Annotated in this window: 19 protein-coding genes; 14 read left to right on the top strand and 5 right to left on the bottom strand. The window is 62.9% G+C overall.

Going from position 1 to position 25,653, the window contains the following annotated elements:
* The first annotated feature begins 7 nt into the window (after nucleotides 1-7).
* The 11 genes from BRD58_RS18375 (at nucleotide 8) to BRD58_RS08655 (ending at nucleotide 16,432) form a co-directional block, all read left to right on the top strand.
* Nucleotides 8-394 (top strand): tail fiber protein, encoded by a 387-nt coding sequence (locus tag BRD58_RS18375; RefSeq protein ID WP_408731673.1) that lies wholly within the window; start codon nucleotides 8-10, stop codon nucleotides 392-394.
* A gap of 76 nt (nucleotides 395-470) precedes the next feature.
* A complete protein-coding gene (locus BRD58_RS08610) occupies nucleotides 471-2,099 on the top strand; it encodes a hypothetical protein (protein ID WP_073382350.1) in 1,629 nt (542 codons plus the stop codon).
* A gap of 43 nt (nucleotides 2,100-2,142) precedes the next feature.
* On the top strand, nucleotides 2,143-3,693 hold the full coding sequence (locus BRD58_RS08615; RefSeq protein ID WP_073382352.1) for a phage tail tip fiber protein: 1,551 nt from the start codon (nucleotides 2,143-2,145) through the stop codon (nucleotides 3,691-3,693).
* On the top strand, nucleotides 3,690-4,061 hold the full coding sequence (locus BRD58_RS08620) for a hypothetical protein (protein ID WP_069578582.1): 372 nt from the start codon (nucleotides 3,690-3,692) through the stop codon (nucleotides 4,059-4,061). Before BRD58_RS08615 ends, BRD58_RS08620 begins: the two co-directional genes overlap by 4 nt.
* Nucleotides 4,062-4,071: 10 nt before the next feature.
* Nucleotides 4,072-4,647, top strand: a complete 576-nt coding sequence (locus BRD58_RS08625) for a hypothetical protein (protein ID WP_073382355.1) — start codon at nucleotides 4,072-4,074, stop codon at nucleotides 4,645-4,647.
* A gap of 27 nt (nucleotides 4,648-4,674) precedes the next feature.
* The gene (locus BRD58_RS08630) at nucleotides 4,675-5,055 is read left to right on the top strand and encodes a hypothetical protein (protein WP_069578585.1); all 381 of its coding nucleotides are present in this window, start codon (nucleotides 4,675-4,677) and stop codon (nucleotides 5,053-5,055) included.
* Entirely contained in the window at nucleotides 5,055-5,315 is a 261-nt protein-coding gene (locus BRD58_RS08635) for a bacteriocin (protein ID WP_073382359.1), read from the top strand. Before BRD58_RS08630 ends, BRD58_RS08635 begins: the two co-directional genes overlap by 1 nt.
* A 23-nt stretch (nucleotides 5,316-5,338) precedes the next feature.
* Nucleotides 5,339-6,766, top strand: coding sequence for a cytokinesis protein SepA (locus BRD58_RS08640; protein ID WP_073382364.1), 1,428 nt, complete (start codon nucleotides 5,339-5,341; stop codon nucleotides 6,764-6,766).
* 86 nt (nucleotides 6,767-6,852) lie between these two features.
* The gene (locus BRD58_RS08645) at nucleotides 6,853-14,217 is read left to right on the top strand and encodes an LPD38 domain-containing protein (protein ID WP_073382368.1); all 7,365 of its coding nucleotides are present in this window, start codon (nucleotides 6,853-6,855) and stop codon (nucleotides 14,215-14,217) included.
* Nucleotides 14,218-15,427: 1,210 nt separating this feature from the next.
* Nucleotides 15,428-15,985 (top strand): Ail/Lom family outer membrane beta-barrel protein, encoded by a 558-nt coding sequence (locus tag BRD58_RS08650; protein ID WP_012848483.1) that lies wholly within the window; start codon nucleotides 15,428-15,430, stop codon nucleotides 15,983-15,985.
* Nucleotides 15,986-16,072: 87 nt separating this feature from the next.
* On the top strand, nucleotides 16,073-16,432 hold the full coding sequence (locus BRD58_RS08655) for a YcgJ family protein (protein ID WP_078057724.1): 360 nt from the start codon (nucleotides 16,073-16,075) through the stop codon (nucleotides 16,430-16,432).
* Between the two features lie 26 nt (nucleotides 16,433-16,458).
* Here the strand turns inward: BRD58_RS08655 and BRD58_RS08660 are convergent, their stop codons facing one another.
* The 5 genes from BRD58_RS08660 to BRD58_RS08680 form a co-directional block, all read right to left on the bottom strand.
* The gene (locus BRD58_RS08660) at nucleotides 16,459-17,268 is read right to left on the bottom strand and encodes a hypothetical protein (RefSeq protein ID WP_073382372.1); all 810 of its coding nucleotides are present in this window, start codon (nucleotides 17,266-17,268) and stop codon (nucleotides 16,459-16,461) included.
* A 72-nt stretch (nucleotides 17,269-17,340) separates the two neighbouring features.
* Entirely contained in the window at nucleotides 17,341-17,814 is a 474-nt protein-coding gene (locus BRD58_RS08665) for a NifB/NifX family molybdenum-iron cluster-binding protein (protein ID WP_012848486.1), read from the bottom strand.
* Nucleotides 17,815-17,824: 10 nt separating this feature from the next.
* Nucleotides 17,825-18,103, bottom strand: coding sequence for a DUF134 domain-containing protein (locus BRD58_RS08670; protein ID WP_015461422.1), 279 nt, complete (start codon nucleotides 18,101-18,103; stop codon nucleotides 17,825-17,827).
* Nucleotides 18,104-18,160: 57 nt separating this feature from the next.
* Complete coding sequence (locus BRD58_RS08675; protein WP_012848489.1) at nucleotides 18,161-18,784, bottom strand: response regulator transcription factor; 624 nt, start codon at nucleotides 18,782-18,784, stop codon at nucleotides 18,161-18,163.
* A complete protein-coding gene (locus tag BRD58_RS08680) occupies nucleotides 18,781-20,553 on the bottom strand; it encodes a sensor histidine kinase (RefSeq protein ID WP_073382375.1) in 1,773 nt (590 codons plus the stop codon). The genes BRD58_RS08675 and BRD58_RS08680 overlap by 4 nt, the downstream gene beginning before the upstream one ends.
* 192 nt (nucleotides 20,554-20,745) lie before the next feature.
* Here BRD58_RS08680 and dsrO point away from each other — a divergent pair, with 192 nt between their 5' ends.
* Genes dsrO through BRD58_RS08695 form a run of 3 tightly spaced genes read left to right on the top strand, consistent with a single transcriptional unit; the run spans nucleotide 20,746 to nucleotide 25,641 of the window.
* Nucleotides 20,746-21,510: a sulfate reduction electron transfer complex DsrMKJOP subunit DsrO gene (gene dsrO, locus BRD58_RS08685; protein ID WP_015461425.1), complete on the top strand. Its 765-nt coding sequence runs from the start codon at nucleotides 20,746-20,748 to the stop codon at nucleotides 21,508-21,510.
* The gene (gene nrfD / locus BRD58_RS08690) at nucleotides 21,507-22,562 is read left to right on the top strand and encodes an NrfD/PsrC family molybdoenzyme membrane anchor subunit (RefSeq protein ID WP_073382379.1); all 1,056 of its coding nucleotides are present in this window, start codon (nucleotides 21,507-21,509) and stop codon (nucleotides 22,560-22,562) included. Before dsrO ends, nrfD begins: the two co-directional genes overlap by 4 nt.
* Entirely contained in the window at nucleotides 22,555-25,641 is a 3,087-nt protein-coding gene (locus tag BRD58_RS08695; protein ID WP_073382383.1) for a tetrathionate reductase subunit A, read from the top strand. The genes nrfD and BRD58_RS08695 overlap by 8 nt, the downstream gene beginning before the upstream one ends.
* Nucleotides 25,642-25,653: the final 12 nt, after the last annotated feature.

A 25,653-nucleotide genomic window follows, 5' to 3' on the forward strand; every position in this document is an offset into this window, starting at 1 on the left:
CGACAGCATCAGCAGCACCAGCACTACGCAGGCGGCGACGGCCAATGCGGTGCGTAAAGCGTACGAGCGAGCAGATGCCTTTCTTATGCAGCCACCTCCGCCGCTTCCTGAGGCCAGCATCACGCGGGCGGGGATTGTGCAGCTCAACGACAGCCTCGGCAGCACCACCACTATGCAGGCAGCGACGCCGAATGCGGTGAGGATAGCGTTTGAGAAAGCGGTTAATGCTACTACGTTGGCACAGCAAGCCCTTCAGCAGATAGAGGCACTGTCTCGGCTCCCTGGCCCCCCAGGCCCTCCTGGCCCTCCTGGTCCCACAGGCCCCACAGGCCCACAGGGACCTCAGGGGTCATCCGGGGGGAGTGGCCGTGATAGCCCCGGGAATGATCGTTAATTTTCAATTCGGTAAGCATATGCGCATTGGCGTGTCCCCCCATCAATATGTCTGATAGGTCTTTCTAAAAAGATATATGACTACAATTGATATCTCTCTGATGCGCGGTGAACAGCCCCGGATCGTTAGCCACCTGTTGCCTGAAACCAATGCCACCCTGGCTCAAAACTGTCATTTCCGGCACGGCGTCATTACGCCGCTCTATGCGGATAAAGATGCGGAGATCTCCTTTTCTCTCGATCCCCAGACGCTGTTTCATTACCGGGATGATGTCTGGTTTGCCTGGGTGGGGCGGGTTCAGGCCATACGCAGCCCGGTGGCACAGGATAAGTATGGGCGGGTCTATTTTACCGATGGTCAGGCGCCCCGGGTGACCAGTGCCCAGATAGCGACTCAGGGGGCCGGGCATTACCCGGCGGCCAGCTACCGGCTCGGTGTTCCGGCGCCGGGACATCCCCCTGGCATCGGTGAAATTACGAATCCGAACGGGGAGGAGAGAAACGACCCGCTGGATGATGAAACCCGTTTTTATGTCGAAACCTATGTCACGGCCTATGGGGAGGAGGGGCCGCCGGGGCCGGTCTCTCGCGAGGTGACCATTCCGACCCCCGACTGCCGGGTCACCCTGCATCTGACTTCGCCGGTTATCCAAAACCACAACCTTACCCGCCGTCGGCTTTACCGCTCGGTTACGGGGGGCGGGGCGGCGGACTATCTATTGGTCGCAGAGTTGGCTCTCACCCAGAAGGAGTATGTCGATGGCTTGTCCTCTGCGGCGTTGGGCGGTGCGTTGGAAACCTATGACTACCTGATGCCGCCGGACAATATGGTGGGGCTGTGTTTGATGGCGAACGGCATTGCGGCGGCGTTTGCCGGCAATGAGGTGATGTTTTCTGCGCCCTATTTACCCTATGCCTGGCCGAGTGCCTATCGACAGAGTATTGAGCACAATATTGTGGCTATTGCCGCGCTGGGTACCGCTCTGGTTGTGGCGACACAAGGGTACGCCTATCTGTTCAGCGGCGTCTCGCCGGGCAGTATGACCAGCAGCAAGCTGCCGATTATGCAGGCGTGTCTCAGCGCAGACAGCATGGTCGAGATGGATGGCTTTGTGCTGTATGCCGCGGCCAATGGGCTGGTGTCTGTCGATGCTGCCGGCAATGCGTTGGTGGCAACGGAGGCGATTGTTGAGCCGCGCCAGTGGCGCCAGCGTTTTCAGCCTGAAACTATCCGCGCATGGCGGGTGGAGGGCGAGTATTTTGCCCTGTACCGGGATGCGCGGGATCGTCCCGCGGGATTTGTTTTCGATCCGCGGGCGATGGATCTTCGCCGTGTGGATACCGACTTTGCGTGCGCCGGCTATCGACTGGAGAACGAACAGCTGTATGTGGTGAGGCGGCGGCAGTTATATCAGCTGCAGCAGGGGACACAGCCTCGTCAGATGCAGTGGCGATCCCGGGTGTTTTTGGCCCACGCCGCCGTGTCGTTTGCGTGTCTGCGGGTGCTCAGCCCCCAGCTGCTGCGGGTGGGGATCCAGATTGTGATTGACGGAGAGGTGGCATTCAGTCTGCCGCCTGGCGCACTGACGGAGCCCTGCGTGAAGCTGCCGATACTGTCCGGCCGTCGCTGGCAGATCGCGTGCTTTGGTACGGCATCGGTCGAGCGCCTGACGCTGAGCACATCGATGGATACGCTGCCACCTTGACGGCGCGCTTCCCTCAAGGCCGAGGTTTCCCGGAGGCATTCTGATGAGTAAACGCCATGCGTTTCGCGCCGGACGCAGCCTGGATTCGCTGTATGAAAACGTTGAGCTGATGACCGGACAGCGCGGTGACGGGCAGGATAAGGCCATTACCGCCCGGGAGTTGGTCGCGCTGGGGCTGGCGCGCCCCCTCCGTGGACAGGGGGGGAGCCTGCAGCTGCGGCCGGGCCTGGGGGGACAGGCCTGGCCCGACGATCGCCGCCGGGTCGATTTTCCGCAGGCGCCGCAGGCGCCGCAGGGGCTGCAGGTCAGCGGCGGATTTAGCGCCGTGCTCTTGGAGTGGCGTGCGCCGACGTATGGCGGCCATGCCCTGACAGAGATTTACCGCCATACGCAGGATAATTTGGCCGATGCCGTGCTGGTGGCGACGTCGGCATCGGTGATCTACGGTGACCCGGTTGATCCGGGATGGCAGGGATTTTACTGGATACGCTTCGTCAATACGGCCGGTGTGCCCGGGCCGTTCAATGCGCCAGCGGGGACGGCGGCGCAGACTCATCCAGAGATCGATGCCGTCGTGTCACTGATTGCGCGTGAAATTAATGGCTCTCCGCTGATTACCGCGCTGGCCTTAGAGCAGGAGGCGGAACAGCAAGCGCTGAGCGAAACGCGGGAAAATCTCCGCGATATCGATCGGGCGGGGAGCCAGGCATTTCAGTCGCTGTGGCGCCAGAAAAACCACGTCGGAGACATCAGCGCAGGCATCGGCATCGTCGCCGGCAGCGATCCTCAGGGCAACGTCTTGAGCCAGGTGGCGATTGCAGCCACGCAATTCTTTATTTTTGACCCCAATAATCCCAACGATGACGGCACCTACTCATTCCCGTTTGTGGTGGATGGCAACAGCGGCCGCGTCGTCATGACAAAGGCGGCGATCGAGCAGGCAACCATCCAGATTTTGCAGGCACAGCGTATCGTGGCCGATGAGGTAATGGCCGGCATTCGGATCAGCGCTCCGTATATCAGCGCCGCGCAGATCTACGCGTCAGAGATAATCAGCCTTGGAGAGCCGCCGACCTTTTCCCTGACGACCGATGGCGTACTCAGCGCGCGTCATGCGGACATTAGCGGCACTATTCACGCCACCAGTGGCACCCTGAGCCGGGTCACAATCGATGAAACCTGTGACGTCAAAGAGATCCGCGCCGAGTCGATTAAGGGCGATATCGTCAGATGTTGGACCCTTCTGAATGGCCAGACGATTGTGGTTGAGCCGGCCCCCTTTGAGCGGCGGTTAGTGATCCCCGCCTGTGTGGTTTCCGGGGCGACGTTTGAAAGCACCAGCTCCCACGGTGATGGCAATGAGCGGCGATCGTTCTCATATGATGGGGGATACGTCAATTTGGTTGTCGATGGCGCCACAGTGCGGCTGTGTACCCAGTCCGGCGATGGGGTCAGCGCGGGTCAATGGATGTCATCGCTACCTCGAGATACAGCGGTTTCCATTGGATACGATGGGGGAAACCACAGCAAAAATAGCAATAAAGATAAGCAATATTACCCCGATTCACTGCTATTAATGGCGTTTAAAGCGTGACGCCCGCCCTCTATCACCAGCTTATCCGCGCCGCCGCCGATGACGGAGGCCAATCCCTGCTTGATGACATCAACCGGACATGCCGGCGGGGAGAGGCGCTGTGCCTTGGCTCTGAGCAGGTTCGGCTCGTCCTGCGGCTGAGGCTGCGTGACGGGGTGCCGTATGTCGTCGTTTGGCTGGCCGCCAGCACCTTGCCCGATGGTCTGCGGCGTTACACCCCGCTGGTCAAGATGATGACCCGCCAGGTCGGGGGACACTGGGCAGAGTTCGCGACCCGTCGGCGTGGGTTTGTCCGGCTGGCGGGACGGCTGGGATTTGAACGGTTGGCGGATGAGGGGGCGTTTCTGCGATTTAAAATTCCGCTTTAAGGGGGCGACGATGGGAAAGGGTGGCAGCACGGAGATTAAGGAAACCTCACAGGAAAAGGCCGCCGCGGAGGTGGCGCTGGAGCAGTGGAAACTGTACCAGCAGGAATTACGGCCCTTCGAAGATCTGTTTATACGGCAGGTCGGGGAGCTGAACGCGCCGTCGCGCTATGACCAGTTGGCCGGTGAGGTGAACTTAGGGTATCAGCAGGCATTTGGCCACGCCAGAAAGCAAACGGCAGATGCCCTGAGCGCATCGGGCGTCGATCCGGGCAGCGGCAAGTTTCGGGCAGCGCTGCGGGATAGCGTCAGCGATCAGGTGGTTGGACAGATCGACACCGCGAATCGGGCGCAGAGCAGCCAACAGGACCGCTATATCGCCGGCCTGCAGGACGTCGCCGCTATCGGTACGGGGCAAAAGGCCGATGCGCTGAGCGGGTTTAACGATATCGCCGGGGCGGCACAAAGCCGCGCGGCCAGCGATGCCTATACCCATATCAATGATCGGCTGGCGCTGGGGGGCGCCGTCGGAACCGGTATCGGTATCGCAACGCGTAGCTACGGCGCACCCGAGAAAAAGGATGCGTAAGGTGTGGAGGGCTGACAGGAGGACGCGATGGGATGGGCATCCGATACCTATGCCGATTTGACCCGGCAACAATATCAGGACTGGAAAAAACGGTTTTATCCGCAGCTGAAAAAAATGATGGATTATGCCGCGGGCGATCGACTGTTAAGCGATCAGCTTTCCCGGGCCGATAGGCATACCCAGAACTCGCTGCGCTCGGCATTGAGCGGGCAGGTCAATCAGATGGCCCGCTATGGCGCGCCGGCGGCCCGAGATCCGCAGGACAACAGTTTGGGACTGCGCACGGCGCTGGCCCATGCCGGTGCTAAAAACAGTATTCGCGGTGCGGCAGAGGATCGTCAGCTGAATATCCTGACTGGCGGTTCCGCGGGCGTACGTGAGCAGATGAGGGTGGGGGGCAGCACTTAATGGGATATGGATTAATCGATGTGGGCAGCCAGGCCCGTAGCCAGGCCGTGCAGGGTGTAAAGCAGAGCTCTGAGCGCGAGAGGCAGCGAGAGATGGCGAATAAGCAGATCCAACAGCAGCAGCAGGCTGCCCGCTTGAATTCTGCGGGCGCCGGCGCCGGCGTGGGGGCCTATGTGGGGGCGGGGACGTCGGTTGGCGGTCCCGTCGGCGCCGTGATTGGTGGCGTTTTGGGGCTGCTGGCCTCGGCGCTGTTTTCCTGAGCGTGTGACGGGAGGATGAAACGATGGGGATCCAGGGGCTGGCTGAGGGGCTGTTAGCCGGGTTCAACGTGGCAGACACCGCGCTGAGCCGCCGTGATGCACTGAAGCTGCGCGAGCAGGAGAATCAGCGCCAGCAGGATAACACCGATCGTCTGTTCAACCAGACGCAGGAGCAGAACCGGTGGAACCGGGAGTACCAGCAACAGCGGGATGCCGTACAGGATAAGCGCTGGACGATGGGGCAGGCGTTAGCGCAGGAACGATTCAATCAGGAGAGGGATGAGCACGCGTATCAGCGAGGGCAGAATGAACGTGAGCAGCGTCTGCGACAGGAGATGCCGCTGGTTAAAGCGGGCTATGATGCTCTACATAACGGACAGTATGAGCAGGCCAATCGGATATTTTCACAGGTGTCAGCGGACAGCCCACTGCACCCCGCACACTATTTTGGCGAGCAGCCGCTCGGCGTCGCCAAAGCGATCATTCAGGAGGTGCCTCGGGTGCTGGCGGGTGAGCTGGATTACAACGGCCCCGAGGCGATGGCGATACTGAATCAGGCATTCGATGCCGATCTGAAGCGCAGCGTCGGGCAGAGGGATCCCGCAAGCGGTAAGACGATTACGGATACCCGACTGATACACTTGGGGCGCAGCGCCGATCATAAGGGATTTATCGGAACCCTGCAGGTCACCTACGATGATGGCTCGTCAGCTGAAAAGCCGTTGACCCGCCATGGCTCCGCCGATCCGCGGGATACCGTGCCAGTGATCCCCGTAGAGGCGTTGCTGGGGGGAATGTATAACTACGTCCGCACCGTGGGATTCATGAACCAGCCCCAGCAGGTCGAGTTTATGCATCGTTTGGTTAACCCCGAGTCGGTTAATCAAGGGGATAACAGCATGATTCGTGACTACCAGCGTTATGCCTATGAGCTGGACAAAGAGGAGGCCGACGCATTGTACGGTATTGAGAAGCCGGGCAAACGGGCAGAAACGCAGGCTTATTATGATGGGCTGCGGGAACGGCTTGATCAGCGTTTCGGCTATGGCGCCGCGGATGATCCGGGCGGGCAAACCTTGCCTGCTGCTCTCCAGCGCTGGGCGGGGAAGGATACCGACAAGCAGGCGTTTGTCCGTGAGGGGAGCCGGCGGGGAGTGCTGCCGGCAGCGGTGACAGCGCGTCAATTGGATGCCATGTATGCCGATGCTCGGGGGCAGAGCCCTGCCGGGAAAGCGCGGTCTGCTGAGGGGGGTGAGGCGCTGAAGCTTAAGGTTTCCGCTCTGCGCCGTGATCTGCAGCAGGCCACCTCGCCAGAAAGCCGCGCGCGTATCGCGGGGGAGTTGATGGCGATGGAGCGGGCGTTAACGCGCAGTCAGAGCAAACCTGACCCGCGGGCGCACCAGGAGCCCCCGCAGGCAGGCGCATTGTCCACGCCGCTTGAGGACCATTGATGGCGTCTCCTTTCCTTCCCCGAACCGCTGATAGGCGGTTTTTTTTCGTCTGAATACAGGCATCTCTCTTTAGCAGGAGGCATCCCGTGGCGAACGCCCCCCAAGATCTGCGCCCTGAACAGCAACGATCCGCCGCCGAGCGGCAGTCCTTGAATATCCAGCGGCCGGATGAAGGCCTGTCGGCTTACTGGGACAGCTATGATCCCCAGAAATACGCCGGGTTTTCTGATGCGTTAGAGGAAGACAGCGGCACTCTTTTCTCTGATACCGGCAACCTGCTTCTGAGTGGTGCGGTCTCGACGGCCGCCAGTCTGCGGGAGGTAGCGAGAAAGGCGATGCCAGACAGCGTGGTGTCTGTCGCCACCGATCTGCTGGCGAATCAAGTGCCCGGTTTTGATGAAGCGACATTTTGGCGCGACGCTCAGCAGAAGGCCGTGGGCCGTTTGTCTGCGGATATGCAGCAGGCGCGGGACAAGACGTTCTGGGAGAGCGGTCAGGGCTTTGGGGAGGCCTGGGGCGATCCGCGCAGCTATTTTGCCGGGGCCGTCGAGTCGCTGCCGGGTATGGTGGTGTCCATGATACCGGCCATGAGGCTGGCTAAGCTTACCTACAGCGCGAAGGTGGCGCAGGGGGTCGCGGCCAGAGAGGCAGCGGCCAGCGCGGCGCGGGTCGCCAGGCTGACCGGATCCATCTCGGAGGGGGTGCTGGCCGGAGGCGCGTCATCCCGTGCGGTTAAAGAGGCCATTTATGCCCTGCCGGATGATGTGCTGCAGCATTCGGAGGCGGCGCAGAACCTGTTGGCCTCCGGGATGAGCGTGGAGGCGATACGCCGGGCGCTGGCGGAGGATGCCTCGACCAAGGCGTTTCTCATGTCGGGCGTAGCGACCGGCCTGTTCGGCGGTCAAGGTGATACGGTGCTCGCCAAAATCATGACCGGTCAGCTGAAACAGGGGATCGTGAAGCGTATTGCCAAGGGCGCCGTAGCAGAGGGTATCTTGGAGGAGATGCCGCAGTCCGCCCTGAGCCAGATGGCGGAAAACTACGCTCTGCAGACGGCCGATCCGCAGCGCCCACTTTCTGAGGCGGTGATGAACCAGGCGCTCGGCGGCGTGGCCATCGGCGGCGTGATGGGGGGGACGCTGGCGGGAGCGAGTCGCCCGGGGCGGTGGCAGGCGCCAAGCGACGCGCCACAGGCTGAAGACGCGCCACAGGCTGAAAATGATAACACGACGGCCGACGCTGCCGCAGAGGCGGCAGAAGCGCAGACGCCGGAGGCGTATCAGCGCTATCAAACCCAGTTTGCGCCGTTGGATCGCGATGCGCTCTTGCAGCATTACGTCGATGCCGATCTGTCCGAGGCGCCGGATGCGGCAGAGAAAAAACGGGCGGCCCATGAGCGGCTGCAGGCGCTGGAGCATGACGATGAGGTCAAGGCAGCGGCGCTGCAGCTGCGCAGGCTACCTCGACGCGATCTGCTGGCGCAGTACCATACGCTGAATGAAAAGGCGACGCGCACGGCGGCGGAACAGCTGCAGTGGGAGGCTGCCCGCCAGATCCTAGGGCAGAGGATAGCTACGGCGACCCCACGTCCTGCGGAGGATGCCTCATCGGGGAAGGGTGAGGAACAGGCGAACCCTGAACGGGAGGCCTTGCGGACATGGCAGGCTGCGCCGTTACCGAAAGCAGATATCAGTACGGGTGCCGGGCTCCCTGAGTATATGACCGGCGAGGGACGGGCGTTGGGGGGGACATCCGATCCATTTAGGGCGAGAGCGCCAGACGATGAGGAGAAAACGGTTGATCTTTCCTTGCAGCCGGCCTATTTGCGACAGGATCCGCGCATTCAGGGGTTTGCGGAGGACAGCCCGCTGCAGCAGGCGTTGTCTCAGCCTGGGGCACCTTCGGCTACCGCGCTGGTCCAGGCGCAAATACGGCGCGGTGAGCAGGGACTGACGCCTGATGAATGGGAGACGCAATTACAGGCGGAAGACTCCCGCCAGCAGCGGGCTCCGCGGTTACCCGCACCGGGGGATATTTCTCTGGGGCGGGGGTTCCCGATGCCGGGCCCGGTGGTACGGGTGGACGATAGGCCAACGGGGCCAGGGCCCGCGTTTTCTGCGGGTGTTCGCACGGTTTTACGCCCTGATGAGGCGGTGTTGCCCGTCTCGGCACAGAGGGCTACGCAATCCTCAACAGCGCCTGCGCCAACGCCGGCCGCAGAGGTCTCGCCCATGTCCATGGCATCGCAGGCTAGCGGGCTGCCTTTGCATGTGGCACCGCCGGACAATAAGGGGGAGCACGTCGAGCAGGCTATCCCAGCATCGACCGAGATCGCGCCGGAACCCCGCCCGAAGACGTTTTATTCACACCAGCCCGATCGCCCAAGCGGCAGCTTATCTTTTGAGCGGGTATCGCAGATTGTCCAAGATTTTGAACAGGCGTATAAGGGTAATATTCCCATAGAGATTAGGGTTTATCGGCGTCAGGAGGATGCTTATGGACCACAAGCCACCAGAGAAAACGGCGGACGTATTGCCGGCGCCTTCCACGGAGGGACAGGAGGAAGGACAGTATCTCGATATCCCGATGCGAATAACGCGCTTCGAACCACCGCCGGCGCCCCCCACGGAGGGGGAGGGCAAGTATCTGGAGATCCCCGAACTGATAACGTTACGCGACCCTCCTTTGTATTGGTCAACGCGGCTAGCATCCGAGACGAAGCCGATGCAAGACGCACCCTGCGACACGAAATCCTCGGCCACTTCGGCCTCAACACCTTTACGCCAGCGGATAAAAGACAGATTTTTGACGCGATTATGGCGGCGCAAGGAGAGAGTGCGCTAGCGCCATTTTGGGCGCGTGTCAGGCGGAGGTACGCGGATAAGTCTGGGTCTATCCAGGCTGAAGAGGTCTTTGCCTTAGCCGCCGAGCAGGAGCGAAAGGAGCGTGGTGCCCGTTCTGGGCGACGTATTATTCCGGCCCGCGTTTTACACGCGGTGCAGAGCGGGTTGCGCCGCGCTGGGCTGGTGACGGGAGGCATGAGGCTCGGCGAACTGTACGACGCCGTGGACGCAATTTCCGATGGTATTCGCCATGGCCATCGTCAGCAACAGATCTTCCCTGCGAATGATCAGGCCCAGTTTACGCGGGAGGAGGCTGACGTTGCAGACGGGCGGATGATGCCGCTTCCGGCTCAGCGCCCGCCTTGGCCCGCCGATTTTCCCGATGTGGTGCTGCATGCTCGGCTGGGGGATGCAACGGCGCACCCTGACTATGCGGCGGCAAAAGGCGGGGATGAATTTGCCGCTCGGCGCCTAGTCTCGGACGTATTGAATAAGGCCGCGATAGATAACATTCGGAGAATTATTGATAGCCGTAAAGTGTTGCTGACCGCCGTTCATGCCGAGGAGGCGAGCGGGCGCAATAAAATTCCACAAGCGATGGCGGATATGTTGGGGCATATTTTGCACCAACACGTTGATGACAACATTGTGCAAGCCATGCGGGTGGGGCGCAGTGGACTGGATGGCTTTGGCCGCCTGGCCAATCAGCCCGGCTTCGCCGGCGAGGTGCGGCGCGATGTGCCCTATTTCATCTTGGACGATACCCTGACGCAAGGGGGCACCTTGGCCGGGCTGCGGGGGTATATCGAGGCGCAGGGGGGACAGGTGATCGGCGCCTCGGCGTTGACGGGGAAAAAGTATTCAGCAAAAATGGCGCTATCGGCCGCGACGCTGGCGCGCCTGCGCACCCATTTAGGAGGGAGCAACCTTGAAAACTGGTGGAAGCAACAATTTGGCTACGGCTTCAGCGGACTCACCGAGTCTGAAGCCAACTACCTCCTTCGCGCCGGGGACGCTGACGCCATCCGAGATCGCCTCCTTGCAGCGCGACAAACGGGAGACGCATCTGCGCAATCAGAGCGCCCTGAAGGAGATGGATCTCTCCCACCTGATGTAACCCACCGCGCCGCGCAAAACGCCTCCCCCCACGGAGGCGTTTCTGTTTTGGGCGACGGCAACCGACTGACGGAGACGGGGCACAGCCCAGAAGTCGCCAGCGGGAATAACCCGATCCCACAGATTAATGCCATCGTGCGGGGCGTCCTGCGCAAGCTGAATGCGCCATCGCTGCAGGTGCGGGTCGTGCAGACACAGAAAGAGGCCGAGCCCTTAGCCGGTGAACCGCTGGCGCAGTACGGTAAGGTTCACGCCTTCTACCGCCCGCAGTCGCAGGAAATCGTGCTGATCGCCGACAATCTCCCGACGCCGCGCATGGTGCGGGAAAAGCTGCGCCATGAAGTGATCCATCACGCCTTAGAGCAGGTGATTACGCCCGAGGAGTACCAACGCATCATTGACCGGGTGATGGAGACCCGCGCCAGCCGAGATGCGGTTATCCAACAGATTTGGCGCCGAATCGATGCCGCCTATGGACAGGAGCCGGTCGCGGTACAGGCCGGGGAGTTTCTGGCCCACATGGCAGAAAAACAGATGCCGGGCCGCTTTAGCGCGCTGTGGGATCGGGTCGTCTCGCTGATTAAAACGCTCCTTAACCGCATCGGGTTGTTGCCCACGGTCGATGCCGAGAATCGCATCTATCTACGGGATACCTTACGCACCCTGGGGCAGCGGCTACGCCAAGGATTCCCAGCAAGCGGTAGTGATGGTTCGGTACGTTATCGGCGGGAAAAAGAAGCCCCCGGTAACCCTCTGCACAGTGGGCTTCAATTGCCCAAAGGGGAGCATTCTTACCCGGAGCCGTCGGCAAGGGATCAGCCCGATAGGTCGGACACGCATCCTTCACCTGAGCCAACGATACGTTCCGCTGAGGATGTGCGCAATAGTCAGGCCCGTTACTCGCGAGAGGGCACCGCCCTTGAGCAGACGATACGGCGCAAAATGGGGTTAGAGCCGGAGCGCGGCTGGGGCGATAAGGCGCACGATGTCTATCGCGATTGGACAGCGCAGAGCCCGTCGGCGCGTAAGGGATGGCTGCGTGATCTGGGGCGGCGGCTGAATACCGCCACCTTCGACGGTCTGGCGCCGATCAAGTATGCCGAGGAGAGCCAAGGCAAAGCGGAGGCGGCCAGTTCGGCCTATATTGCCGCCCGCCTGGCCGCCGGCGCCAATACGGTGATGGCGGCGACGCTGGAGCATGGCCTGCCGGTCTACAACCCGCAGAGCGGCGTCATTGAACGCAAGGCGGGCAGCGGCAAATCGGATGCGCTGCTGGGGATCTTGGATGCGCTGGGGAAACACCGCGAGGACTTCTTTATTTGGATCGCCGGGCATCGCTCCGAACGCCTGATGCAAGAGGGGCGAGAGAAGCTGTTCAGCACCGATGAAATTCGCCATATGAAGGCGCGGGATCGCGGCAAGGAGACGCTCTTTGCCCGGCAGAAGGTGAAGTATGACGCGCTGGTTAAATCCCTGCTGGACTTACAGCAGGCCACCGGGCTCATCTCTCCCGAGCGCCGTGCCACGTGGGAGGATGCGTGGTATTTACCCTATTTCCGCCAGACGGAGGATGGGCGTGTCGTGGGCCCTTGGTCTACCCGCGGGATAGCCAACCAGCGCAGCACGGTGCGGCGCCTGAAAGGGAGCGAACAGGCGATTAACGATCCGGTCGAGAATCTGGTGAACTACGCCGCGCGCGCCATCGATGCAGCGATGAAGAACGAGGCGATGCGCCGGATGGTGGTCAATCTGGCGGATAGCGGGGTGATTGAGACGATCGAGAAGCCCAATCGCATCGATTACCAGCGTCTGGGCAAACGCCAAGGCGTTGCCAAAGTCTATCTAGAGGGTGAGGAGCAGCTGGTCGAGGTGAGCGATCCGGCATTATTCCGGGCCATCACCATGATGGATGTGGAGCGCAGTAATGCCCTGTTTATGCGGGCCGCGCGTCAGGCCAAACGCATTCTGACCATCGGCACCACCAGTATGCCGGATTTTATCATCCGTAACTTTATGCGCGACTCGCTGCATTCCTGGGCCATCAATCAGGATGGGGTGCGTGCGGTCACCAGCGCCTGGGGCGGGCTGAAAAAAGCCTATCGCCAGGATGATACGCTGATCGAGATGATGTTCGCCGGCGCCACCTTTGGCGGCGGCTATGCCAATGCCTATGATCCGGCCAGTACCGCGCAGAGCATGCGGGCTATCCTGCGCCGCAAGGGCTACAGCGACAGCCAGGTGCGCCGGTTTGAATCCAGCATTCTCCGCGATGGACAGGACGCACTGCGTCGGTTAGGCGGAGTCTGGTCGCGCTATCGCCACCTGAGCGAGGCGGCAGAGAATGCCAACCGCGTCGCGACGTATCAGGCGGCGTTAACGGCGGGTAAGGGCAGCGCGCAGGCGGCCTTTGAGGCGCGCGACCTGATGGACTTCAGTATGCAGGGGGCGGCAAAGAGCATGATCGCGCTGACGGACATGCTGCCCTTCTTCAACGCCCGTATGCAGGGGGTGGGCAAGTTGGCGCGCGCGGTGAAAGCTAACCCGCAGGCGGTGGTGACGCGGGGCGGTCTGATCGCCGCCGCCTCCGTGGCGCTGCTGGCGGCCAACTGGGATGACGAGCGCTATGAGGCGTTGCCAGACTGGGACAAGGATATCTACTGGCATTTTTTCATCGGCGATCAGCACTTCCGCCTGCCGAAGCCGTTCGAAATTGGGCTGATGTTCGCGACGCTGCCGGAGCGGATGATCCGCGCCATCGGCGGAAAAGAGAGCGGGAAAAAATTCGCCAAGCTGGTGGCGCATAATTTCATGGAGCAGCTGGCGTTTAACCCGATCCCGCAGATCGCGCTGCCGCTGGCCGAGAACCTGGTGAACTACGACTTCTTCAGCGGTAACCCTATCGAGGGGATGGCGGACGCGAACCTGCTGGCCGGTGCCCGCTATGATCAGCGTACCAGCCTGCTGGCGCGCCAGGTCGGTGAACAGCTTGGCTGGTCACCGAAAAAGATAGATCACCTGATCACCGGCTATACCGGCACCCTGGGCGCCTACGTGCTGGGGGCGATGGATATCGTGCTGCGGGGGATGGGCGAGTACGGCGAGCGCCCGGCGCTGCGGCTGGATGAGCTGCCGGTGATCAGGTCGTTTCTGCGGGGGGCAGCACCGGCTAAATCGACCCAGTACAGCGACGATTTCTACCGCATGATGCAGCAGGCGAATCAGGTTTATGGCACGGTTCAGCGCTGGAAACGAGAGCACCGCATTCAGGATAGCCGAGCGCTGAGCGTGGAGAAGCGCGGGGTATTGGCCAGCCGGCGCCGGCTCAACCGGACGCAGCGGGAGGTGCGCCAGCTGAACAGCCAGATCCAGCTGGTGCAGCTGCACACCAGCCTCAGCGCCGAGGAAAAGCGTCAGCGCATCGACAGGCTACTGGCGCGCCGCAACCGCATCGTGCAGCAGGCGGTGATGCGGGTGAACCGGTGGTTTGATTGACCTCTCCCCGTGGTTCTATAATCCTACCCACGTAACCGGTGCCAGGGTGAAACTGGCAAAACGGCGCAGATGGGCTACGATTATAGAGCAAGGCACTCAATGCCTGCATAATGCCAACTTTTAGCGCACGGCTCTCCAAAAGAGCCATTCCCCTAGACCTGACACAGGAATCGTGTTAGGTCTTTTTTTATTTCAATATAATCATTGTATTACAAGCTCACCTTGGTTGTGCGTGTAATGACTCTTTTACCGTTAATTCCCCCAATATACTGACTAAACCTCTGATAATACACAGTCTAAATAAAAGCAAATCAGCAACGTCACTATTTTGTTTGATATCTTGTTATCGCGCGCCTATACCCAGCCTATATGTGGCCTGAGAGGTTCCAGATATAAAGCGTGATACGCTATCCTTCCCCCAAGAATGGGCGCTTCGCGAATATCACATCCCCCCAGTGCGCCACCGACTCTCCGCGGCTTTGCTTCACCCTGTTCAGACTGCGCGTCACGCAGCGCCAGATTCTCCGCCGCATCGGCGTCCATGGTATAGGGCGACGCTGTGGCGGCGGTAACCGCGATGAGGCTCGGACGCGTCATATCGGGTCTGATCGCGCGGGCGCAGGGGGGCGGGCGCAGGCGTGCGGCGGTATAGCTTCTCAGCCAGCGCGGATGGTCGGGGAAAACAGGTTTGGCGGTGCGGATCGTCGCCGCGTGCGGATCGTCAATGGACCGCGGTTTCAGGCGGCGCTGCCCTGAGTCCAAACCCGCGGCGTAGGTGAGGTGGGGGTCAGCTGTTCCCGCGATTCCTAGGGAGGGGCTTGGGCGCGCGCTATTCCGCTGACGATGGCTCGTCTACTCGCACTATCTCGGTGATCTGCACGGTGCGCGCCGGCGTTAGCGTCGCTCAGCTCAGCTTGGCTCAGCTCAGCCGTCGCCGGGCGGCACGGTTATTCAGCGCCCGCGGCGTGCGTATCTCCCCTTTTTATACATCGTGAGGCTCGCCCGACCGGGCCCGGTTAGCGCTCGCAGCCCGGCTTCATTTTCGTCAGATCGGCGCGGTATTTCACTGCGGTTGATGTTGCATGGTGTGTGATACGACACGGCGTCAGGAAAGGAGGCCATTGGGGGAGCGACGTCGCATCTCGTGGGAACGCGCGACTCCCCCCGCCGAAGCAGGGGATGAGGCCAAGGGTAATGCGGAAGAACAGGTATGAAAAAACAGATCGCTGGACTGGTATTGGGCGCGGTGGGGATCCTGACTGCGCAGGTGGCGCAGGCCGGGAGCAGTACGCTGTCGCTGGGCTATGCGCAGAGTAAGGTACAAAATTTTAAAAACATGCCCGGCGTGAATCTGCAGTATCGCTATGAGTGGGACTCCGCGCTGAGCGTGATGGCATCGCTGAGCGTGTTGCAAAATGATGTGGATTCGACGACCCACTGGTGGGGCGTCACCTCGCAGGATCACGTGAAGGCGCGCTATAATTCTCTGCTGATAGGACCGGCCTGGCGGCTGAATGAGGCCGTCAGCCTGTATGCGGCGGCCGGAATGTCTCACAGCCAGATGGCGCGGGACTACGTCAGTAGCGCGGGGCAGGCGCCGATTCACTATGCCGATACGGTCAATGCCTTGGCCTATGGCGGCGGCGTACTGGTCAACCTGAGCGCGCACGTTACGGCGAACCTTGGCTATGAGGGGTCGCAAACTCGCGTGCAGGGGCAGCGTCGTCACGTGAATGGGGTTAACGTCGGTCTCGGCTACCGTTTTTAGGTTGGGCCGCAGGGCGTTCGCCGAGCGGCCGGTGTCTCACCGGCGATGTCCGCGCCGGGCGCCGTTTGAGATGCTAAGGAGAATAGAGTGAGACGCGTTTGTCGATGGTTTTCCCGCGCGCTGTTGCTGGCTTTGCCGGCGATGGCGGCCTATGCCGCGCCCCCGGAGGCGCTGCGATCGCCGCGCCCCGGCGTGCTGTGCGATCGCTACCTCTGCGCGGACAGTCAGGGAATTTCCCGAGCGCTTACGATGCAATACCTGGGGCGAGCGGCGACGCAGAGGCTCTTCGCGCAGGGCGATTTTGACCTGACCCAGTTTACCTTTGCCAACGGGATCTTCTGCGATACCCACGAGCGCCTGTGCCGAGCGGATCGTTACTACGGTCCTGACGGTAAGCACAGTGGCGCCGTGTCGGCAAAATATACGGCGCTGCTGTTTCCCCGCTGAGTTTATGCGGGGGGCTCGACAGCCGGTTATCCACCGCGGATGACGGCGTCGGGGACCTCATAGCGCTCATGATCCGCGCGGATCAGGAACAGATCGCCCTCTTGATGCCAAGTAAAAGTCATATCGCCGTCGGCCTGGCTCAGATCGGCCGTTAACGGTTTACCGTGGGTGAAAAACAGGACCCGTTGCCGATGATCTGGCAGGGTGATAGTGACGGTGGCCTCACCCGGTGTGGTGCGGGTGACGCTAAAAGGGCACTGTCCCATCGGCTGACTGCGCTGCTGTGCGCAGGGTAGTTTGCCGCTGGCCGCGGTCGCCTTTGCTGCCTGCGCTGTCGCGGCACCCGCGATCGCGATCTTCAGGGTAAAGGGGTGCGCTGTGTTGGATTGCTTGGCAGCGCCCATCGGGTAGACCCGTACAGTGTATTGTCCTTTCATCGGTAGAATGCCTTGGTAGCTATCGCCATCCATCGCGCCGTTAAAGAGCGCCTCACCTGTGCTACCGGGCGCCATCAGGTTGAAGTAGGTCGACGAAGCGCCGTTAAGCGTGATGCGAATATGCTGTCCGTTCGCGGCAATTAGCGTGTAATCCAGGACGTTTTCGCCTTTAATACGGCTTTTTATCGTCGCGTTGGATCCGCCTTTGGGAAATTGCACAACATGATGGGTGATGCCACTGACATCAGCTGCGGATAGGGCATACGTCGGCGCGAAGGCGCTGCAACCCAACAGACAACGTGCAAAAAGCGTGTGATGTTTGATGATCGGCCTCGGGATAGCGTGGAGGAGCGGCATAGCTAATGATAGTGTGGCGTCGATAAAAGTGATCTTACGCAAATTTTATTTCCTCATATCGATGCCAGATTCGTATGGAGCAGCCGGGCGCGCTCGCGTCCGGCCGATGAGGCGCTAGATACGCTGGCAGCGTACGATGTGCGGCGCGCCGTTCTGGCTGTGACGCGGCTGCAGCAGCGAGGGTGTGGCTGGCTCCGCGCCGTGGTGGCACCCACCGCCGCAGCCGTGCGCGCCGTCGTGCGCCTTGCGCGGCGGACGGGCCTGCGCCGGATCGGTGAGCGCCGGCAGCGGGCAGCGATCCTGGCAGTAGGCGCTTTGGAGATCGCCCCCCTTGGTCAGACGGATCTCCAGCCCCATCGCCAACAGACGCTGCGCCATGTGCTGGCCGACGTTACGTACCACCAGACGCTGTACCTGATGCTGGCGCAGCAGGGCCAGCAGCTGTTTTTTCCCGGCGCAGTGCTCGGCGGCGGCGGGATTATCATAGCGGGCGATTTCGCAGCCCCGTTGGTCAAAGATCGCCACCTGAGGCGCTCGGGCCAGGTGGCCCGCGATACGGTTACCGTGCATGGGAATAGCCGTTAGCATCGTTTTCTCCTTACAGCTCATCAATCATCAGTGCCTTGCCATTACTGAGACAGTCCAGCAGCTTAAAGCGCGCCCGCTTGAGAATATTGGCCAGCGTCTGGCGAGAGACGCCCATTTCTGCGGCGGCCTGCTGCTGCTGTAACCCCTCGCGATCGACCAGCCGCAGGGCTTCAAACTCATCGCGCGCCAGCGTGACCTGTTCCAACTGCTGCAGCGGCATACCGTTGGGTTTAAAACAGCGGTGCTGTGGATGACTGCAGATCCGGCGCGGGATTTTGGGTCTGGGCATAGGTTCTCCTAAATGGCATATGCAATATATACACCCTGTAATTGGCATATACAATATTCATTTTGAGGCGGATGGACAGATGTCGCCCGCGGGCTCGGCGTTCAGCTGACAGATAAACGCGATCAGTGAGGCGGTTTCCAGCTTACGGCTGATATTGGCGCGGTGTACCTCCACCGTGCGCAGCGAGACGTGCATGCGGTCGGCGACGGCCTGATTTTTTAACCCCTGACACAGCAGATCGAAGGTCTGCCGCTCCCGCTGCGTCAGACGCGCCAGGCGTTGTCGAATCAGAGCTGCGCGCGAGCGCTGAAGGGAGACGCGCTGGGCGGCGCTGATGGCGTGCAGCAGGCTATCGCTCTCCACCGGCTTCTCCAGAAAATGGCAGGCGCCGTGGCGCAGGGCCTCGACCGCCTGGGGGACATCGCCGTGGCCGGTCAGGAAGATAACGCCGAGCACGCTCTCTCGTTCGCGCAGGGCCTGATGCACCTGCATGCCGGACAGTCCCGGCATGCGCAGATCCAGGATCGCGCAGCCGGGCAGGGTCAGATCGGCGCCCGTCAGGAACGCGTTGCCGTCGGCGTAGGCGGCGACCGCCATGCCGTATCCTTCGAGAATGAATCCCAGCGAATCGCGCACCGATGCGTCATCGTCGACGATATAGACCGTAGCGGGTGTGTTCATGGCGTCTCCTCCGCCGGATAGGGAAGGGTCAAGGTGACCCGACAGCCGCCCTGCGGGCGGTTCTCCAGCGTCAGGGTGCCGCCGAGCGTCTCGGTGACCTGCTGGCAAATGGAGAGCCCCAGGCCGAGGCCATCGGGCTTGGTGGTAAAAAAGGCCTGCTGGACGCGGTGACTCTCGCCGGGAAGACCTGGGCCGTTGTCGTCGATAGTGAGCCGGTAGGCCTGCGGAAGATAGCGCTGATCGAGCGTGATGCGGCGCGGCGGCGTCTGGGTGGATAGCGCCTCAATGGCATTTTTCAGCAGGTTAAGCAGCAGCTGCTGCAGTCCAACGGCGTCGTAGCGCCCGCGGATCGGCGTTCCGCTGAGCTGTCGCTCTAGCGTGATAGCGTGGCGGCGCCGCTCGTTGGTCAGCAGGGTCATGGTATCGTCCATGACGTCATGGGGGGCCAGGATCTGGCTGGGCTCAGGCGTGCGGCGGATCAGGCTGCGCAGGCGCTTGACGATGGCGTCGGCCCGGCTGACCTGCTGGCGGATGTGTCCCAGCGCGGGGATCAGCGTATCGACGGGGGCCTGCCGCTCCGCCCGCAGCAGGCAGCCGTCGGCATAGTTTTTGATCGCCTCCAGCGGCTGGTTGAGCTCATGGGCCAAACTGGTGCCCAGCTCTCCGACGATGGCGACGCGCTGAGCGTGCTCTAACGCCAGGCGCTTACGGTTGAGATCCGCCTCGGCGTCCAGCAGGCGCCGCTGGGTACGCTGGAAGCGCCACTCCAGCCACAGGTGGTACAGGGTCAGCAGCAGCAGCACCCCCAGCGCGCCCCACAGCCAGGCCTGGTTCTCCTGTAGCCAGCGCAGGGCGCGCAGGGTAAGTCCGGGGGGATGGGTCTCCTCCAGGCGCCGGTAAAACTGTTCGACGCTGTAAGCGCTCTCCGGCGCACTCCAGCCCCGCGATCCGGCGGCCTGGGCCGCCGGGTGATGTTCCGGCAGGGCCAACAGCGCCCCGGCGACCTGTTTGGCCAGCGCGGGGCTGGCCTGCGCGGTGCGGGCAAATGACCAGTTGGGGTACAACAGGGTGCTGCTCTGGCAGCGAAAGTCGGGCGGGGCGATATTATCGATGACCCGAAAGGCGCCGGGGGCGATCAGTCCTTCGGCCACCATGGTTTCCAGCTGGCAGACCGGCACGATCACGGCGTCGGTTTCACCATCGCGCAGGCGGTAGATCAGCGCATCCAGCGGAAAGCCGGCAAAGCGAGTTTGGGCGAAGAAGTGGCGGTAGTCATAGCCTTCGCGCGCCAGGCGGTAGAGCAGCGTCTGGTAGCCGCCAAAGGCCTGGGGCGAGACGGCGCTGATATTTTTGCCGCGCAGATCGGCCAGGTGGCGCAGGCGGCTGTCGCTGCGCACGATCAGCGCAGATCCGATGACGTTGGTATTGCCGTGGCGCTGCGGGCTTTTCAGGGTCGCCAGCCAAGAGAGCGGGTAGTGCCGTCCCAACGTGACCGCCTGTCCAGGATTGGTAATCACGAAATCCAGCCGCTGCTGACGCACGGCGCTGTCCAGCGCGCTGATGTCATAGGGTTGCAGGTGGAAGCGATAGGCGGGCAGTCGCTGACTGAGCCAGTCGGCCAGCGGCTGCCACTGACGCTCGGCCATCTGGGTTCCGCGGGTGGCCAGCACGCCAATGGTTACCGTCTGCGGCGGCGTGGGTGCCGCCCGGGCGGGGAGCAGCAAAAGCAGGGCCAGCCATGGGCTGCCGTAGCGCATCAGCGGGGTCATCGGGTATTCAGGCTCAGAAATTCAGTCGATGGTTAATTTTGATATAGGTCAGCAATCAAACGCTATTGTGGTTTTCCACAATAGGAAGGTCTTTTCCCTGCCGCCCATAATAAATCACGCCAATCAATAAGCGAGCGAAGATATGTGGAACTGTGACATTACGGGGCAGATGCGCTGCGCGGGGAGAGTGTGATGCAGGATGACAAACAACAACAGCGGCGGCGCCTGCTGTTAGGGATCGGCAGCGTCAGCGCCGGTCTGGCGCTGCTGCCGTGGGGGGAGGCGCTGGCGGCGCAGTCGCCGGCGGAGACGGCGTCGCGACAGGGGATGCGCGGTAAGCGTTGGGCGATGATTATCGACCTGCGTAAGTGCGTCGGCTGCCAGGCCTGCACGGTTGCCTGCTGCATGGAGAACCTGCCGCCCATCGGCCAGTTTCGCACCACGGTAAAGCAGTATGAGGTCAGCGGCGCCGCGGCAAACGGCGTCAGCCAGATGTTCATGCTGCCGCGCCTGTGTAATCACTGTGAAAATCCGCCCTGCGTCGCGGTCTGCCCGGTGCAGGCGACCTATCAGCGCGACGATGGCATCGTGATGGTGGATAACCGGCGCTGCGTCGGCTGCGCCTACTGTGTTCAGGCCTGCCCGTACGATGCCCGTTTTATCAATCAGCAGACGCTGACCGCCGATAAATGCACCTTCTGCGCCCACCGTCTGGAGGCGGGGCTGTTGCCCGCCTGCGTCGAGTCCTGCGTCGGCGGGGCGCGCATCATCGGCGATATGCACGATCCCGACAGCACCCTGAGCCGCCTGCTGGCGCAGCATCGGGCGTCGGTTTATGTACTGAAGCCGGAGCAGCATACGGCGCCGCGGGTGTTCTACCTGGGGCTCGACGCCGCGTTTGTCAGCCAGGTCAGCGGGCAGGCAGCGCTGTACGGTGATGAGGAGATAGGCGAATGATCAGCGAGATCCTGGTAGCGCCGCAGCCGGTTGCCTGGCTGCCGTGGGCGGTGCAGTACTTTTTTTATATCGGCAGTGCCTATGGCGCGGCGCTGTTGCTGTGGCTGGCGCTGCGGCGTCGCGATAGTTACAGTGTCACATTTATTCGCGCGATGGCGCTGGTGCTGCTGATCTCCTGCGTGGTCGGGCCGCTGGCGCTGACGGCCGATCTGCATCAGCCCGGTCGTGCCTGGCACTTTTTTGCCTATCTAACGCCCGGCTCATGGATGTCGCGCGGCGCGCTGCTGCTGCCGCTGTTCTCCCTGCTGGGCGTCGTCACCGGGTGGCTCTGCCTGCGTCCCGCGCTGCAGGAGGCGGCGCGGACGCGCTGGAGCCCCCTGCTGATCCTGTTGGCTGCGGGGCGCTGGTCTGCGGCGCCGGCGCTGGTGCGCCTCTGCGCCCTGTTGACCGTGCTGTCCGGCGCCAGCATCGCCCTGTATACCGGCAGCGAGGTCGGGATAGTGGCGGCGCGTCCGCTGTGGCACCAGTGGATGCTGCCGTGGCTGTGGCTGTGCAGCGCGCCGTTGGCCAGCGTGGGGCTGTGGGCGCTGGTGCGCGGCCTGCTGGATCAGCCGGTCACGGCGACCGATCGGCGTCTGCTGCGCGCAGTGATCTGCAGCGCCGCGCTGGCGAGCCTGCTGTTGCTGGCCTGCTGGCTATTCTGGCCCTCGGGGCGGGTCGGGGCGGAGGGGCTTTCGTTTATGCGTGCACAGGCGTGGCCCGCCGCGCTGTTGCTGCTGCTGACGCTCGCGGCGTCGCGGTGGCTGGCGCAGCGGCGCTGGCCGGTCGCCCTGTTGGCCATCGGCGCGGCGGCCTCGCTGCGCTGGCTGACCCTGATCGACGTACAGCGGGTCCCCCGCTATGACGCGGGGATTTACCCTTACACGCTGGCGATCGGCAGCGAGGGGTGGCTGGGGATCCTGGCCATGGCGGGATTGTGGGTTTGCCTGGCGGCGATCCTGACTGAACTGATTGAGGCGCGCGCTGACGCGGTGGAGCAACAAAATGGATAAACGCAGACGTCATTTACTGAAGCTGGGGCTGTCCGCGGGCGGCGGCGTCGTGTTCGCCGCCGGCTATGCCACGACGGTGCGCCGTGCGGCGCGCGAGGTGACGCAGGGCAGCGCCGGTGAGCCGACGCGTAGCGCCCAGTTTGGCAACGCGCTGCAGCCGGAGCTGCGTATCGACGGCGGAGGGCGGCTGACGGTCAACCCGCAGCAGCGCCTGGCCAATGGGATGTGCTTTGGCTGCTGGACCCTGTGTGGGGTGCGCCTGCGTATCGATAATAACAGCGAACGGATCCTGCGCATCGGCGGGAATCCCTACCATCCGCTCTCTCAGCAGCAGCAGATCCCCTACGCCACGCCGCTGGCGCAGGCCTGGCGCTCTCTGGCGGGCGAGGCGGGGCTGATGGGGCGTTCGACCGCCTGCGCCCGCGGCAATGGGATGCTGGAGATCCGTGAAAGCCCGTACCGTATCACCCAGCCGATGAAGCGGGTGGGGAAACGCGGCGAGGGGCGCTGGCAAACCATCAGCTATGAGCAGCTGCTGCAGGAGATCTGCGATGGCGGCGATCTGTTCGGCGAGGGGCCGGTGGAGGGGCTGCGTTCTCTGCGAGACCTGACCACGCCGCTGGATGCGGCGCACCCGGAGTTCGGGCCGCGGGCCAACCAGCTGCTGGTGACCAACGCCAGCGATGAAGGGCGCGATCACATCATTAAACGCTTTGCCTTGAACAGCTTCGGCACCCGCAACTTTGGCCATCACGGTTCGTACTGCGGCTATTCGTTTCGCGCCGGCTCCGGCGCATTGATGCACGATTTGGATAAGAACGCGCACATGAAGCCGGATCTGGAGGCGGTGGAGTTTGTGCTGTATATCGGCACCTCACCGGCGCAGTCGGGAAACCCCTTTAAGCGCCAGGCGCGCCAGCTGGCCGCCGCGCGAACCCAGACGGGATTTAGCTACGTGGTGGTAGCGCCGTCGCAGCCGGTGAGCACCAGCCTGGCGGCCGGGGATAATAACCGCTGGCTGCCGATCCGCCCCGGCACCGATGCGGCGCTGGCGCTGGCGATGATCCGCTGGATCCTGGCGCAGCAGCGTTACAACGCCGCTTACCTCAGCCAGCCGGGCGAGGCGGCCATGATGCAGGCCGGCCAGGCCCACTGGTGTAATGCGACGCATCTGGTGATTTGTCAGCCCGGGCACCCGCGCGAGGGGCAGTTTTTGCGCCGTTCGGATCTGCCGGGGGGCGTTTCGGAGACGCAGGACCCTCCGGCGCTGGTGCTGGCTGCGGCGGACGGCGCGCTGGTCAGCGCTGAGATCGCGGCGCCGGCCCAGCTGTGGGTGGATACCGAGCTTAGCGGCGCTCAGGGTCCTCTGCGGGTAAAAAGCGCGTTGAGCTGCTTGCGCGACGAGGCGCAAAAGCTGACGTTGGCGCAGTACAGCGACATCTGTGGGGTGCCCGAGGCGGATATCGTTGCGCTGGCGCGGGAGTTTACCGCCCACGGGACGCGCGCGGCGGTGGATACCCACGGCGGAACCATGCATGCCAACGGCTTCTATACCGCCTATGCCATCCTGATGCTGAATGTGCTGATCGGGAATATTAATCTGAAGGGGGGGATGATGGCCAAGCCGCCGGCCTATCCCGCCTTTGGTCGCGGGCCGTGCTATGACTTCGAGCGCTTTCCGGGCAAGGTCAAGCCCGGCGGCCTGATGCTGTCGCGCAGCAAGGCGCACTATGAGCAGAGCAGCGAGTACCGTGAGAAGGTCGCCGCGGGCGTCTCGCCCTATCCCTCGCGGGCGCCGTGGTATCCGCTGTCGGCGCCCCTGCTGACCGAGCAGCTGTGCGCCGCGCTGGACGGCTATCCCTACCGCCTGAAGGCGTGGATCAGCCACATCGCAAACCCGCTGTACGGGGTGCCGGGGCTGCGCGCCCTGCTGGAGGATCGCCTACGCTCCCCGGCGCAGCTGCCGCTGATCGTGGCGGTCGATGCCTTTATCAACGAGACCTCGGCGCTGGCCGACTATCTGGTGCCGGATACGGTCACCTATGAGAGCTGGGGGATCGCCGGGATCTGGCAAGGGGTACCGACGCGGGCGGCGACGGTGCGCTGGCCGGCGGTGACGCCGCTGAGCGCGCGGACGGCGGACGGTCGTCCGATCAGCCTGGAGAATTTCCTGATCGACCTGGCCAAGCGGCTGGCGCTGCCCGGCTTTGGTGCCCGGGCGCAGCAGAATGCGCAGGGGGAGTGGCTGGCGATCGACAGCGGAGAGCAGTACTACCTGCGCGCCACGGCCAACCTGGCGCAGCTGGAGACGCCGGTGGCGCCGGCGACGGCGCAGGACGTGGCGCTGAGCGGGGTCGATCGCCTGCTGCCGCTGCTGCAGGCGACGCTGCCGGCGGCTGAGGTGGGGCCGGTGGCCAGCGTACTGGCGCGCGGCGGTCGTTTTGAGGACGCGGCGTTGCGCTATCAGGGAGAGATGATGGCCCACCGCTACCGTCGCCCGTTTGCCGTGTGGAATGCGCAGGTGGCGGCGGCGCGCAACAGCATGACCGGCGAGCGCTACTGCGGCTGTCCAACCTGGATGGCGCCGCGTCTGGCGGACGGTACGCCGCTGCGCGAGCGCTGGCCGCAGGAGGCGTGGCCCTTTGAGCTGACCAGCTACAAGTCCAATATTCACAGCGCCGTGTCTGCGCTGTCGCCGCGCCTGTGCGCCGTGAAGCGCGATAACCCGATCTACCTGCACCCAACGGACGCCGAGCGGCTGGGGATCGGCAACGGCGACGCCGTCGAGGTGACGACGCCGGGCGGCGCCCTGCGGGCGCAGGCGATGATCTTGGACAGCGTGATGCCCGGGGTGATCGCCGTTGAGCACGGCTATGGCCACTGGGAGCTGGGCGCCCGGTCGCATATCATCGACGGACGGGCGCAGCCCGCGCCGCCGGTGACGCTGGCGGGCGTCAGCCTGAACCAGCTGGGGCTGGTTGACCCGACCCGTCAGAGCCCGGGGCTGCTGCTGGACTGGGTGGTCGGCTCGGCCGCCCGCCAGGGGCTGCCCGCCCGCATTCGGCGGCTGGCGAGCTAAGGCGGCCGGGGC

This window comes from Edwardsiella piscicida, from assembly GCF_001896205.1.
In the GTDB taxonomy this organism is placed as follows: Bacteria; Pseudomonadota; Gammaproteobacteria; order Enterobacterales; family Enterobacteriaceae; genus Edwardsiella; species Edwardsiella piscicida.